This is a genomic window from Ruicaihuangia caeni, assembly GCF_029952955.1.
In the GTDB taxonomy this organism is placed as follows: Bacteria; Actinomycetota; Actinomycetes; order Actinomycetales; family Microbacteriaceae; genus Ruicaihuangia; species Ruicaihuangia caeni.
Map to the genome: position 1 here is coordinate 223,411 of NZ_JASATX010000004.1, position 12,913 is coordinate 236,323.

14 protein-coding genes and 1 tRNA gene are annotated in these 12,913 nt (G+C 66.9%); 8 read left to right on the forward strand and 7 right to left on the reverse strand.

Going from position 1 to position 12,913, the window contains the following annotated elements; all coding sequences use genetic code 11:
- The first annotated feature begins 37 nt into the window (after positions 1–37).
- A complete protein-coding gene (locus tag QF206_RS10815; RefSeq protein ID WP_281489239.1) occupies positions 38–631 on the forward strand; it encodes a hypothetical protein in 594 nt (197 codons plus the stop codon).
- Here the strand turns inward: QF206_RS10815 and QF206_RS10820 are convergent.
- Positions 607–888 carry a helix-turn-helix domain-containing protein gene (locus QF206_RS10820; protein WP_281489240.1) on the reverse strand — a complete coding sequence of 94 codons (282 nt, stop codon included), beginning with the start codon at positions 886–888 and terminating at the stop codon, positions 607–609. The genes QF206_RS10815 and QF206_RS10820 overlap by 25 nt on opposite strands.
- A 113-nt stretch (positions 889–1,001) precedes the next feature.
- Here QF206_RS10820 and QF206_RS10825 point away from each other — a divergent pair, with 113 nt between their 5' ends.
- The 3 genes from QF206_RS10825 to QF206_RS10835 are packed head-to-tail and all read left to right on the forward strand — an operon-like array spanning position 1,002 to position 4,177.
- On the forward strand, positions 1,002–1,637 hold the full coding sequence (locus QF206_RS10825) for a hypothetical protein (protein WP_281489241.1): 636 nt from the start codon (positions 1,002–1,004) through the stop codon (positions 1,635–1,637).
- 17 nt (positions 1,638–1,654) lie between these two features.
- On the forward strand, positions 1,655–2,635 hold the full coding sequence (locus tag QF206_RS10830; RefSeq protein WP_281489242.1) for a CpaE/TadZ family protein: 981 nt from the start codon (positions 1,655–1,657) through the stop codon (positions 2,633–2,635).
- A gap of 51 nt (positions 2,636–2,686) precedes the next feature.
- On the forward strand, positions 2,687–4,177 hold the full coding sequence (locus tag QF206_RS10835) for a sensor histidine kinase (RefSeq protein ID WP_281489243.1): 1,491 nt from the start codon (positions 2,687–2,689) through the stop codon (positions 4,175–4,177).
- A 136-nt stretch (positions 4,178–4,313) separates the two neighbouring features.
- Here the strand turns inward: QF206_RS10835 and QF206_RS10840 are convergent, their stop codons facing one another.
- Complete coding sequence (locus tag QF206_RS10840; RefSeq protein WP_281489244.1) at positions 4,314–4,562, reverse strand: WhiB family transcriptional regulator; 249 nt, start codon at positions 4,560–4,562, stop codon at positions 4,314–4,316.
- A gap of 171 nt (positions 4,563–4,733) precedes the next feature.
- Between QF206_RS10840 and QF206_RS10845 the strand changes: the two genes are divergently transcribed.
- Entirely contained in the window at positions 4,734–5,201 is a 468-nt protein-coding gene (locus QF206_RS10845; protein WP_281489245.1) for a hypothetical protein, read from the forward strand.
- 19 nt (positions 5,202–5,220) lie between these two features.
- Here QF206_RS10845 and bcp read toward each other — a convergent pair whose 3' ends face one another.
- Positions 5,221–5,700, reverse strand: coding sequence for a thioredoxin-dependent thiol peroxidase (gene bcp, locus QF206_RS10850; protein ID WP_281489246.1), 480 nt, complete (start codon positions 5,698–5,700; stop codon positions 5,221–5,223).
- A gap of 152 nt (positions 5,701–5,852) precedes the next feature.
- On the opposite strand from bcp, the gene QF206_RS10855 reads away from it, so the two are divergent.
- Positions 5,853–5,928, forward strand: a tRNA-Lys gene (locus tag QF206_RS10855).
- Positions 5,929–6,381: 453 nt separating this feature from the next.
- Here QF206_RS10855 and QF206_RS10860 read toward each other — a convergent pair.
- Positions 6,382–7,362 carry an isopenicillin N synthase family dioxygenase gene (locus QF206_RS10860; RefSeq protein WP_281489247.1) on the reverse strand — a complete coding sequence of 327 codons (981 nt, stop codon included), beginning with the start codon at positions 7,360–7,362 and terminating at the stop codon, positions 6,382–6,384.
- 432 nt (positions 7,363–7,794) lie between these two features.
- Here QF206_RS10860 and QF206_RS10865 point away from each other — a divergent pair, with 432 nt between their 5' ends.
- Entirely contained in the window at positions 7,795–8,259 is a 465-nt protein-coding gene (locus QF206_RS10865; RefSeq protein WP_281489248.1) for a MarR family winged helix-turn-helix transcriptional regulator, read from the forward strand.
- Positions 8,260–8,344: 85 nt separating this feature from the next.
- Here the strand turns inward: QF206_RS10865 and QF206_RS10870 are convergent, their stop codons facing one another.
- From QF206_RS10870 to QF206_RS10880, 3 genes are all read right to left on the reverse strand, one after another.
- Positions 8,345–8,539 (reverse strand): hypothetical protein, encoded by a 195-nt coding sequence (locus QF206_RS10870; protein WP_281489249.1) that lies wholly within the window; start codon positions 8,537–8,539, stop codon positions 8,345–8,347.
- A 26-nt stretch (positions 8,540–8,565) separates the two neighbouring features.
- The gene (locus QF206_RS10875; protein ID WP_281489250.1) at positions 8,566–10,335 is read right to left on the reverse strand and encodes a glycerol-3-phosphate dehydrogenase/oxidase; all 1,770 of its coding nucleotides are present in this window, start codon (positions 10,333–10,335) and stop codon (positions 8,566–8,568) included.
- Between the two features lie 135 nt (positions 10,336–10,470).
- Complete coding sequence (locus QF206_RS10880; RefSeq protein ID WP_281489251.1) at positions 10,471–11,424, reverse strand: sugar-binding transcriptional regulator; 954 nt, start codon at positions 11,422–11,424, stop codon at positions 10,471–10,473.
- 281 nt (positions 11,425–11,705) lie between these two features.
- On the opposite strand from QF206_RS10880, the gene QF206_RS10885 reads away from it, so the two are divergent.
- Positions 11,706–12,872 carry a TRAP transporter substrate-binding protein gene (locus tag QF206_RS10885; protein ID WP_281489252.1) on the forward strand — a complete coding sequence of 389 codons (1,167 nt, stop codon included), beginning with the start codon at positions 11,706–11,708 and terminating at the stop codon, positions 12,870–12,872.
- Positions 12,873–12,913: the final 41 nt, after the last annotated feature.

Here is a 12,913-nt window from a genome sequence, read left to right on the forward strand (position 1 = left end):
AGCTTCCGTGGAGGAGTGCGGCGGCTAGCCTCGCCCGATGCGATGGCCCAATCTGTTCGACGATCTCGAAGCCCAATTCGCGGCGGAACACGGCCTCGAGCGTGCAGCGGTCGATGCCGAACGTGCGCGAGCCGCTCGAGCGCAGCAGACGCTGCTCGAGCGGCTCGCTCAGTTCGTGAGGGACGCCGGTGATGAAGCCGCCGTCAATGTGACGGCGCGCGGGGTGCCAATGTCGCTCCGAGTGCTCGACGTCGGCCTGGATTGGATCTCAGGCGAAGAACAGGGGAGCGGTGGGAGCGCGCTCGGCGGGCATCGCGGCATGGCGATCGTGTCGGCATCCGCGATCGACGCCATCGAGTTCCTCGATCCTGCGAGCGCTCGACCGGTTCGGGGCGAGGCGTCGCCAGTGATCCGCCGACTCGGGATCGTCTCGCCGCTCCGCGAGCTCGCGAGACGCCGGCGAACGGTACTGGTTCGCGCTGTCGCCCTGGAGCGTGTCGGCACGATCGATGCAGTGGGCTCCGACTACTTGGAGCTCGCCGTGCATGAGCCAGGCGTTCCACCGCGTTCGGCTGCGGTTCGCCAGCGGCTCCTGGTTCCGGTCGCTCAGGTGGTCGTCGTGCGCGGGTAGTGGTCGAAGAGTTCGACCACGTCGGCGAGTTCGGCTTGCTGCCAGAGCGCCATGCGGCGAGTCTCCTCGTAGCGCCCTTCGATGAAGCGCTCGAGGCGGTCGTGCTCGATACGCCAGTGCCCGCCGACGCGAATGGCCGGGAGCTCGCCTGACTGCATCGCGTCGAAGACATCGTCCACCGGCACGTTGAGCACTTCTGCAGCATCCGTCGGCGTGAGGAAGCGCTCGCGGTCACGTGCGGAGTTCGAGGCAGTCATCCGTAGATTATGGATCCCCAGGCGCCGCCCCGCGGTGGGTGTGGATAACTCGCGCCACTGCGGGCCGGATGTCACGACGATGGCAGGGCCAAGTCCGATCCAGGGAGTCCGTCATGCCAGTGCCAGCCCCGCGCGGCGCCCGTTCGCGGTCCGCATTCGATGCTCGATTGCTCATCGGCATCGCGCTCATCGCAGCGTCGGTGGGTGGCGCGATGCTGCTCGGAGCCGCTTCGGATGACGTCAGGCCGGCGCTCGCGGCATCTCGAACCCTGACGCCCGGTGAGACCGTCACCGCAGCCGATCTGGTTGAGCGGCACGTTCGCCTCGGCGACGCGGAATCGCGATACCTGGTGCCCGCTGAGCTGCCGGAAGGCGGGGTGATCGTGACGAGGGCGGTCGATGCTGGCGAGCTCGTCCCGGTGTCCGCCATCGCCGATCGGCGAAGCACCCGCTACGGCGCAGTGGTGATCGGTGTCACGGGGAGACTGAGCGGAGGCATCCTTCCCGGCGCGACGGTCGATGTGTGGGCGGCGCAGCAGGCCGGAGGCGGCGACCACTTCGCGCCGACCGTGATCGTGGCCGCAGCGACGGTAGTCAGTGTGGAGGTCGACTCGAGCGGCATGGTGTCAGGGCGCACCACCGGTGTCGAATTGCTCGTACCGCGCGAACGGCTCGCACTGCTCCTCGAGGCCATGGCCGATGGCGACGCGATCTCTCTCGTCCCCGTCGGCCTCCCTCTCGGGAGGTGAATTCGTTGCTTCTTGACATGGCTGGAGCCGGGCCGTTCGAGCGCGACTTCGTTGAGGGGCCCGACTCCGCCGCTCGGCATGAAGCACCGAGCGAACTCGCTTCCCACTCGCGGGCGGGGCTCGTCGTCGCGGTCTGGGGCCCGACCGGAGCTCCCGGCCGCAGCACCGTCGCCATCAATGTGGCGGCCGAGTTGGCCACGCGAGGAGCCGCCGTGACACTGGCCGACGCTGACACCTACGGCGGCTCGATCGCCACGATGCTCGGTCTGCTCGACGAATCGCCCGGCTTCGCAGCCAGCGGCCGGCTCATCGAGCGCGGCGAATACTCGCTCGCCGAGTTCGAGCGGCTCACGCAGAACGTGGCCGCGGGTGCGGGGTGGCTCAGAGTGCTCGGCGGCCTCAGCCGTGCGGATCGCTGGCCCGAGGTCGGCACCGCGCGGGTGTCGGGCCTGCTCGAGGCGCTGAAGGAATGGAACGACGCGATCGTGCTCGACGTCGGCTTCAACCTCGAGCGCGACGAAGAGATCTCCAGCGACATCGACGCCCCGCGTCGCAACGCCGCGACTCTCGCCTCGCTCTCGTCGGCTGATGTGGTGCTCGCGGTCGCATCTGCCGACCCGGTGGGGATTGCGAGATTCCTGCGCGGGCACCATGAGCTGCGCCGCGTCGCCCCTGACGCGCGCGTGATCGTCGTGGTCAACCGTTTGCGCCGCGGGGCGATCGGCAGCGGCGCGGCACGGCAGATCTCAGAGGTGCTGCAGCGCTTCGGCGGCATCCGGGATCCCTGGTACCTTCCCTTCGATCTCGATGCGACGGATGCTGCGCTCTCCGCCGCCGGAACGCTCGCCGAGGCCGCCCCGCGCTCTGCGATCAGAGCCGCCATTCGCGAGCTCGTCGACGCGGAGTTCCCAGCCGCTGCCGCGCCCGATTCCGGAGCGCGGCGAGGGCGAACGGTGCGGCGCCGAGTAAGGCGCGAGGAGTCCCGCGCCGGGCACTAACTGCGAGTCGCCCGCAGGAAAGGCGCGGGAACGAGCAGCTAGGCTCGAATCGTGTCGACCCTGAGCGATCTCGTCCAGGCCCAAGGGCTCTCGTCAACCGTAGACATCGAATGGCTGCACCTGCTCGTCGGGGATTGGCAATTGCTCGCAGATCTCGCCTTCGCCGACATCGTGCTCTGGGTGCCCACCGAGGACGGCAGCTTCATCGCGGTGTCGCACGCTCGCCCCTCCAGCTCGGCCACCCTCTTCTACCGCGACTTCGTGGGTCAGCGCATCAAGTCGCAGTGGGTCGACAAGGTCACGAAGGCCTTCGAGACGGCGCAGATCGTCGACTCCGACAGCCCCGACTGGTACGAGGAGATGCCCACGCGGGTGCGCGCAGTGCCGGTCATGCGCCGTCTCGACCCCAGCGGCAAAGAGACCACGGAGCGGCCCATCGCCGTCATCACGCGCCACACCAACTTGAGCGAGGCGCGCACGCCGAGTCGCCAGGAACTCACCTTCAACGAGTGCGCGAACGACCTGTTCCGCATGATCTCGGTGGGAGACTTCCCCGATCTCGGGGCGCCCAAAGCGCCTCGCCGTGGCGCGCCGCGTGCCTCCGACGGGCTGATCCGGCTCGACGTCGACGGCATCGTCACCTTCGCCAGCCCCAATGGGCTCTCGGCATTCAACCGCATGGGCTTCGAGGGCGAGCTTGAAGGCCGTTCTCTCGCGGAGGTGACGACGGAACTCCTGGCAGGCAAGCTCATCGTCGACGAGTCATTGCCGCTCGTCGTCACGGGCCGTGCGCCATGGCGCACCGATATCGAGGCGCGCGGCGTCACGGTCTCGCTGCGGGCGATCCCGATCCGTGATCAGGGGGAGCGGGTCGGGGCCATCGTGCTCTGCCGCGATGTCACCGAGGTGCGTCACCAGGAGCGCGAGCTGATCACCAAGGACGCCACGATCCGCGAGATCCATCACCGCGTGAAGAACAACCTGCAGACGGTTGCGTCACTGCTGCGGATCCAGGCCCGGCGCACGCACAGCGATGTCGCGCGCGAGGCGCTCGGGCAGGCGATGCGCCGTGTGGCGGCGATCGCCGTCGTGCACGACACCCTGTCTGAAGGGCTCAACCAATCAGTCGATTTCGACGTCGTGTTCGAGCGGATGCTGATGCTCGTGGCCGAGGTGGCGGCGAGCCACAATACCACGGTCCGGCCGAAGAAGACGGGCACCTTCGGCACGCTGCCGAGCGAGTACGCGACACCGCTCGCGCTCGCGCTCACGGAGTTGGTGACGAACGCGGTCGAGCACGGACTCGCCGGCCGCGATGGCGAGGTCGAGACGATCGCCGTTCGCACGCACGACATGCTGGAGGTCAAGGTGCGAGACAACGGCGCTGGCCTTCCCGAGGGGAAGGTCGGCAGCGGACTCGGCACTCAGATCGTGCGCACGCTCATCCAGGGCGAGCTCAGCGGCACCATCGACTGGCACACGCTCGAGGGTGAGGGCACAGAGGTGACCATCGAAGTGCCGCTGCTCTACCTGCAGAAGTGAAGCGAGTGAACGTGTGCAGCACGGCGGCAGGAGCGGTGGATGCCGCGACGCCGTGTTCCCGCGACGCGCTGAGCGCAACGGCATCCGCGCACGGAAAAGGCCCGGAGCGTTCAGCTCCGGGCCTCACCGTGTCGAGTCAGGAAGCGCGGCGCGCGCGGGCGGCGCGACGCTTGAGCGCGCGGCGCTCGTCTTCGCTCAGTCCACCCCAGACGCCGGAATCCTGGTTGGTCTCCAGGGCGTACTGCAGGCACATCTCGGTGACCGTGCATCGAGCGCAGACCGACTTGGCCTTCTCGATCTGGTCGACAGCTGGGCCGGTGTTGCCGACCGGGAAGAACAACTCCGGGTCGACTGTCAGACAGGCGGCTTTGTCACGCCAATCCATGAATACACACACTCCTTCAGTGGGCATTTCGAAGCGCACGCAAGAACAATGGGTCTGCGATGCAGTGATGAGACTTCGGTATGCACCCACCACAGTGTGGGCTCAGAACAACCTCAGATAGGTTCTCATAGCAGAATCGCCAAAATCAATAGTCTTCTTCGGGATTAACCTGTGAAATCTGCCCCGGCGTCACCGCTGCTCTACCTTCTCGTCACCGTTCTGTTCGCGGAAGCTGCTCTGCTGGCGGGGGCGACTGTCTTCCTGGTCGTCGAACTGCTGATCGATCGCCCCGAGTCGTACGCGAGCGCGATCGCATTGATGGTGCTCACGGGTGCTGCGGCCGCCTGGGTCACGAGCCTCGCGCTCGGTGCGCTTCGGCGACGGTCGTGGGTGCGAGGGCCGGCTCTGGTGTGGCAGGTGCTGCAGCTCGCTGTCGCGATCGGGAGCTTTCAGGGAGCCGACGCGCGGTTCGACATCGGCTGGGCGTTGCTGGTGCCAGCCCTGCTCGGGGCAGGGCTGCTCTTCACCAAGCCCGTGATCGCGGCGACCGCGCGTGCCTCGCTCGAGCCGGGTGCGCTGGGTGAGGGCGCGGAGCCGGAGCGCGACTCGGATGCGGACGGGCCAACGCCGCTGCGCTGAGTCTTGGCCTACCGGGCGATCAGCCCTCGTGGACGCCCAGCATCTTGCGCAGACGCGCGACGTGACCCGTCGCGCGCACGTTGTACAGGGCGTGCTCGATGCGGCCGTGCTCGTCGATCACGAATGTCGAGCGGTGCACGCCGTCGAACAGCTTCCCGTAGAGGTTCTTCGGGCCCCACACGTGGTAGGCGCGATGCACGCTGAGGTCTTCATCGCTCAGGAGCGGGTATTGCAGCGCATCGCGGTCCGCGAATCGGCGCTGCTTGTCGACAGCATCCTTCGATATGCCGACCACCGCGTACCCCGCGCGTTGCAGCGGCTCGAGGCTGTCGCGGAAATCACACGCCTGCTTGGTGCACCCCGGCGTCATCGCGGCAGGGTAGAAGAATGCGATCACCTTGCGGCCAGTGAAGTCTGCGAGCGACACAGGGGTGCCGTCCTGGTCGTTCAGTGTGAAAGCGGGTGCGGCGTCACCAGGGTTCAAGCGCGGTTCGGTCATTGCTCCTCGTTCTTCGGTCACTCCAGTCTACGAAGGAGCACCTTGGCGGCCGCCCTCGCTGACGCAGCCGTCCGCAGGGGAGCCCTGCCCGATTCGCGCGCCGAGTCGCATGGGTGCTACAGTTGACCCTCGGTTCGCATGTTGCGAATCGAGCACCTCTAGCTCAATTGGCAGAGCAACTGACTCTTAATCAGTGGGTTCCGGGTTCGAGTCCCGGGGGGTGTACCACCGAGTGTTCGTGGCGACGACTTGATCGTCGCCTGTCGCTGTTCCGCGTTCTAGGGGTCAGCGTTCTAGGGGTCAGCGTTCTAGGATCCACCGTCCTCGGAGTCGTCGTCGCCTTCCGCCTGTGAAGGGTGCCCCTTTTGCGGGAGTACCTCATGCTCGTCGGGGCGCTCTGGATCCTCGCCTTCGGCCTGACTCGGCTTGTTGTCCTGCCCATTCATTCGTTGCTCCTCTGGGGTATTCCGGCGGATGACGACTCCTGCGTTGACAACGGCGACACCCGGGTCGCCGGCCGCGCTGCAGCAGCGCGATGTCGCCACCGGAGCTCGTCGACATTCTGTGCCGAATCGAGGGATGATGCCCCGTTTCCCACGGGGTCTCAAGTGCGTCGAGTGGCGCTTCGGAGAGTCGTCATGGGCGGCCGTGCACGCGCCCATCGCCCGCTCCCGGCCGCTGCTACATCGTGGTGTGCTCGATGCTCTTCATCGTCTTCCCTGCCAGGTGAGGACCGGCCAGCACCGGCTCGTACTTGCCGGTGCCATCCGGGCCGAGGCAGGTGGGCAAGCACTCGACGAGCTGCGTGTAGTTCGCATTGAAGAAGAACGGCATCGTCTGACGCCTCGTGGACACCGTTGATCCAGCATCCGGGTTCACGACTCGGTGCAGCGTCGAGGTCCAGCGATCGTTCGTCCACCGGGCCATCAGGTCGCCGATGTTGATGACGTAGGCGCCTTCGACCGGCGCCACGTCGACCCAGTGCTCCGACTTGCCGTCATACGCCTGCAGCCCGCCTCTGCCAAGTTCCTGCCGAAGGATGGTGAGCGTGCCGTAGTCGGTGTGCGCACCGGCGCGCAACTGCCCCTCCTTGGGAGGTGCGGACTGCTCGGGGTAGTTGATCGCTCGCTGCGCGCTGGGGGAGCGGTCGACCTTGTCGTCGAAGAAGTCCGCCGGCAGATCGAGGCCCAGCGCGAGGATCGACATCAAGCGGGTGGCCAACGATCGCATCTCGCGCATGTAGCCTTCCCACGCGCCTTGCAGGCCCGGCAGTGCTGAGGGCCAGCGCGCAGGAGCGAAGAGTCCGCGTTCGGTGTCATCAGCGAATGGGTGACCGCCGTGGGGCGTGGCCGCGACGTTCAGCGATTCCTTGAGGTCGCCGGGGGCCGCCTCATCGAGTGACGCGGCGAGCGATTCGGTCGCGACCGGGAAGTACCCGTACGAGCCGCCCGGCTCGCGCTCGATCTCCAACTTGTCGGAGAGCGGCAGATCGAAGAACGCCCGGGTGAGTTGCCAGCAGCGCTCGCTGATGTCGGGATCCACACCATGATTGGTGATCTGGAAGAAGCCCACCGTGCGCAGCGTCTCGTCGATCTCTTTCCCTACCGTGCGGGGGTCGCGATCGATGTCGATCACCGGAATGTCGAGCGTGGCGCTGGGCATGAGGCTCCCTTCGTGGCGGCGCGTCAAGCGTCGGCAGCAGGCGATGACGCGAGAGACGGATTGGACCCGACAGTAGGGGTGTCGCAGAGAAGGGTCAAGCATCCCGGCGCGAGCATCGCTGGTACGGAAGACGCGACCGCCGAAGAAAGGAGGGCGGTGTGACGGATGCCGGTGTCTAGCGCCGCGAAGGGCACTTCAGCCGGGTCGAGACTGCCTGGTCGGCGCTCCGCGACATGGTGTGCTCCGCCATGGGGTTGCCGCACAGGGGGCACGGCTTGTCATGCGTCGGGGGCAGCGGCGGCTCATTGAAGGGACCGAGCTGAGCCGGGCCCATCACGGGTCGGAACGTGCCGTTCAGGATCGCCCACCACGGCCGACGCTCTCGCTTCGCCATTACTGCCTCTCGCGCAAACGATTAGTACACTAACGATTATGGCAGGCGACCTCCTCTCGCTCGACCGCCAGGTGTGCTTCGCGCTGGCGGTCGCTTCGCGGAACGTCATCGGCCTGTATCGACCATTGCTCGAGCCATTGGGGCTCACGCACCCGCAGTACCTGGTGATGCTGGCGCTGTGGGAACGCAGCCCTCGCCGGGTGCGCGATATCGGCGAGGCGCTCTACCTGGAGCCGGCGACTCTCTCGCCCCTGTTGAAGCGTCTCGAGTCTGCCGGCCTCATCACCCGGGGTCGAAACGCTGAGGATGAGCGCGCGCTCGATGTCGAGCTCACAGACGCCGGCCGGGCACTCAAGGCGGAGGCGGAGCGGGTGCCGCCCGCGATCATCGAACAACTGGGGGTGGACGTCTCAGAACTCGAAGAGCTTCGCGACCGACTGGTTCAGTTGCTGAATGCGGCAGCGCCGGGCGGCGCCAGGGGGAGCGTCAGCGCCATCGCGTGACAGTGTCACGCGCGAGCGAGTGAATCCGCGTGTCGGTCGCCGCTCTTCGGCTGCTGTTGCCTGCGACGCGGCTGCGCAGCGGGCGCTAGGCGCCCAGTCGCCGCTTGATCTCGTCAGAGTTCTTCGCGACGGTGCCGATCGCGATCGCGAGGGTGCACATCCAGACGATCCAGTGCAACGCCAAGCGCCAATCGCGGGGCCCCTTGCGTGTCTGCTGGATGGTTCCCCACCCGCTGAACATCGCACTCAAGACACTGGTGCTGAGCAGATACTTGCGCACTCGACCTCCTCGACTGGCTTCCTACGCTAGCTGGAAGCGGTCGAAGACGACACCTTGGCGTCGGTGCTCTCCGTCAGGGCGTCAGTCGAGCGGCTCGGATGCCGTGACGCCAGTTCGTCGAGCGTTCGGCGCACCTCTTCCGCGCGCCGCTCGTCATCCCAGCCGAGAGCACCGCCGACGACCTCGGCCAGCTCTTCAAGGGCCTCTTGCGAGGCCCTGCCGGTGAAGGCGATCGACGTGCGTCGAAGCACGACATCGGCGAGCCTGACGACCGACTCCGCAGTAGCGATCCAGCGGATCTCGCCTCGCGAGTAGTCCTCGAGGGTTGCCAGTGCCTGGTCGTCTTGCGCGATCACGGCTGCTGCTTCTGCAGCCCGAGTGCCGTAGCGCTCGAAGAGCGTCCGCATGGTCGCGATCGGAAGACCTTGCGAGTGCTCCGCGAGCCACCTGTCCTGCTCGCGCTGTGCCGGGTAGCCCTTGCCTCCGCCGATCGGGAGGTCGGTCGTCGACACGGTCCGTTGCACACCCACCTCGGTGAGCACGGTGTCGGCGAGGTGCTCGCTGACGGCTCGGAAGGTGGTCCACTTTCCGCCCACGAGCGATACGAGGCGAGTGCCCCGCGGTGAGCGGTCGCGTTCGATGCGGTAGTCGCGGGAGATGAAGCCGGGCGCGGCGTCTCCCTCGCTGGGAAGGGGACGAACTCCTGAGAAGGTGTGCACGATCTGATCGCGGCGCACCTCGATGTCGGGGAAGACATGGTGCACGAGATCGAGGAAGTACACGATCTCCTCCTCGGAGATGACCGTGTCGAGCTCGCCCCGCGCATGGATGTCGGAAGTCCCGATGAGCACGCGGCCGGCCAGCGGGTAGATCAGCACGATGCGGCCGTCGGCGTGCTCGAAGAACACCTCGCGCCCACCGCAGGCTTCGAGGAGATCAGGGTTGTCGACCACGATGTGCGAGCCCTTCGTCCCGCCCATCCAGTGGGTGGGACGTCCGAGCGCGGCGTTTGTCATGTCGGTCCACGGACCGGTCGCATTCACCACCAGTCCAGGGCGCACGGCCGCTTCCTCGCCCGTCGTGCGGTCACGCAGCAGGATGCCGTCTTCGTTCTCGCCGATGACCTCCGTGTAGTTCAGGCTCTCGGCGTTACCGGTCGCGAGCGCGTCGACCAGGAGTTCCAGGGCGAGGCGCTCGGGGTCGGCGATCGACGCGTCGAAGTACGCGGCCGTGTACTTGACATCGGGGTTGAGCCGCGGCATGGCCTCCAGCGACTTCCGGCGCCCATGGAACTTGTGCCGCGGCACCCGGCCGCCGTCCCTCGAATAGAGGTCGTAGAGGATCAGCCCGACTTTGACCAGCAGAGCGCCTCGCTCCGCCGGGCGACCGCTGCGTCGGTGACGGATCAGTCGCAGGGGGGCGCTGATGAGACCCGACCACGTGCTGAACAGCGGGACCACGGTCTCCAGCGGGCGAACGCGGTGCGGGGCGAGACGAAGCAGCCGATTGCGCTCGCGCACGGACTCCTGCACCAGCCGGAACTCGCCATTCTCCAGGTACCGGATGCCGCCGTGGATCATGTGCGAGGAGGCCGCCGAGGCGCCGGAGCAGTAGTCGTTGCGCTCGACGAGCACCGCGTTGATGCCCTGCAGTGCGAGCTCGCGCAGCGTGGCGATGCCATTGATGCCGCCACCGACGATGAGCACGCTCTCGGCGCCGCCCTCGCGCAGTCGTCGTTGTGCTGCTTGCATCCGCTCGGCCATGAAAATTCCGCTCCCCTTCTGGCGGCGCGTCATCGTGCCGCTCCGGATCATCATGGGAGGCGCGTGCACGCAAGTTCAAGCCGAGTGAACGAACGTGCAGTGGTTGCACGAATGCTCGCCGACCGGCCGGTTCTTGAAGCCGGTTTCGGAGTCGGCTCGGGAGTTCTGTCAGTTCAGGAGCTCTCGCGCGAACCAGGTGGCCGTCGGCTCGTCGATCACGATGTCGGAGACGAGGCCGGCCTCAAGTGCGCCTCGAAGGGCAAGGAGCCGCCCTCTGCCGGCAACGACGCAGATGCGGCGCGGCACCTTGCGCAGCGTCTCGAAGTCGGGTCCGGTCGAGCGGGCGTTGAGCGGAATCCCATCAGAGGTGCCATCGGCCCTGAAGAACACCGTCGCGATGTCACCGACGACACCCGCCTGCGCGAGTCCCGCGTAGTCGTCCCGATCCAGATAGTCGGCGCGGTACACCTTGCCTGGCACCTGGGAGCGAGGCGATCCGATGCCGAAGAGCGCGATATCGAGTTGCCGCTGCAGCTCGAGCACCCGTCGCACACTGCGCTCCTTCCACATCGCGGCCTTGGTTGCGGGATTGTCGAAGAAGGCCGGAACCGGGAAGTGCTCGCTCTCGGAGCCGAACGCTCGTGCGAAGCGTCGTAGGATCTCGCCCGCCACTTCGACGCCGCTCGCGGCGCTGCTCGCGGCGCCGTTGAGCTGGACGACCTTGGTGCGAGTGAGGTCCTTCGGCGACAGGTGCCGGCTCACGGCTGTGAGAGTGGAGCCCCAGGCGATGCCGAGCGACATCCCCGATTCGAAGTGCTGCCCGAGCAGCCTGGCGGTGCCCGCGGCAACGCGATCGAGCACATCCACGTCGCTGAGTTGCCTCGGTACGGGCACGAGGTGCGCCGTGACGCCGAAACGTCGCGCGATGGTGTTCAGGACGTGCGGGTTCTGGTCGCTCGGCAGCTCGACCTCGATCTTCACGATGCCCAGCTGCCGGGCGCGCGCGAGCATCCGCGACACCGTCGAGCGCGAGGTGTTCAGGTCTCGCGCGATGGCGTCCATGGTGAGTTCCTGCACGTAGTACAGGTGGGCTGCGCGGTGCAGTTCGTGCGTCGACTCCATGCTGTCCAAGCGATTTTCCCCTCTGAACGGCCGTGCATCCTCCGTGCACGATATCGCGCACCGCAGCCGGGCCGCGCATCCTCTGCCGCGCCCCAGCGGTAGATTCCCGGGGGCTATCCGCTCGCCACGTGCACGTTTTCTCACTCAACTTGATCGCGCGTTCATTGACTTGCATAGTGAGTCACCGATGAGACAGCCCGTGTTCATCGGCGGGCACCACAGCAGACGGCCGCAGTCACCCGACAGGGAGACTGCGCCATCAACGACGATGGGAGAACGACATGGGCACTAGCGAGCACTCGCAGCCCGTCACGCACTTCAAGCGGCGCGCGGCGTCCGCGATCGCGATCGCCTCTGGCGCGGCCCTCGCGCTCGCGGCGTGCGCGCCGAGCGGCGACAGCGGCGACGCCGCCACCGACGAGAGCAAGCCGGTGACGCTCAGCGTCGCGAGCTTCCTCATCGACGGCACCCCGAACGCCGACATGGTGCACTGGTGGATGGACTACGTCGAGGAGGAGAGCGGCGGAAGCATCACGTTCGACTACTTCGCGAACGAGTCGCTCTGCCCCGGCGCTGAGATCGTGCAGTGCGTCAGCGACGGACGGGCCGACCTCGGTGTCACCGTGCCCAGCTACACGCCCGACAAGTTCCCCCTGCAGAACCTGAGCGCGCTGCCGTTCATGACCGACGACAACGCGGCCATGATGCGCGCCTTCTACACCCTCGGCCAGGAGAGCGAGCCCTTCGCCGACGAGAGTGCACGCATCGGGCTCAAGGCCCTCGGGTACTGGCCCGCCGGTGCGTCGCTGTTCGGCTCCAAGACGCCGCTCGAGTCGATCGAAGACCTCGAGGGCATCCGGATCCGCGCCGTGGGCGACGGACTGCTCTCGGCAATGGAAGCAGTCGGCGCGTCGCCCGTCGCTCTCACCGCCGGTGAGATGTACGAGGGCGTCGAGCGCGGTGTCATCGACGCGGTCGCGAACAACATCGACGCGCCCATCTCGTACAAGCTCACCGAGGTGCTCGACCACTGGACCGACACCGGCTACGGGCACTACATCACCATCGGTCTCTGGATCTCGCAGTCGGTGTACGACTCGCTCTCGGCTGAGCAGCAGGCCGTGATCGACGACGCCGAGGAGAAGCTCAACACGGGCACCGGTATCGAGGCATTCGCGAAGACCGCCGCCACCCAGTGCGACTACATGATCGAGCAGGAGAACGTCTCGCTCGTTCGCTGGGCCGACGCCGATATCGCCGAGTTCAAGAAGGTCACCGGCACCAAGGCGAAGGATACCTGGGTCAAGGCAGCGGAAGCCGCCGGTGTGGCCGAAGCAGCCGAGGTGCTCGAGCGCTACGAGGAACTCCTCGCCGAGTACGGCTCCGACGAGGACAGCCGTGTTGCTCCTCTCGCCGACTGCGCGGAGCGCTTCGCCAACGAGCGCTGAGCGCTAGGCGCGGCCGGCCAGTACGTCTGAAAGACGAAGGT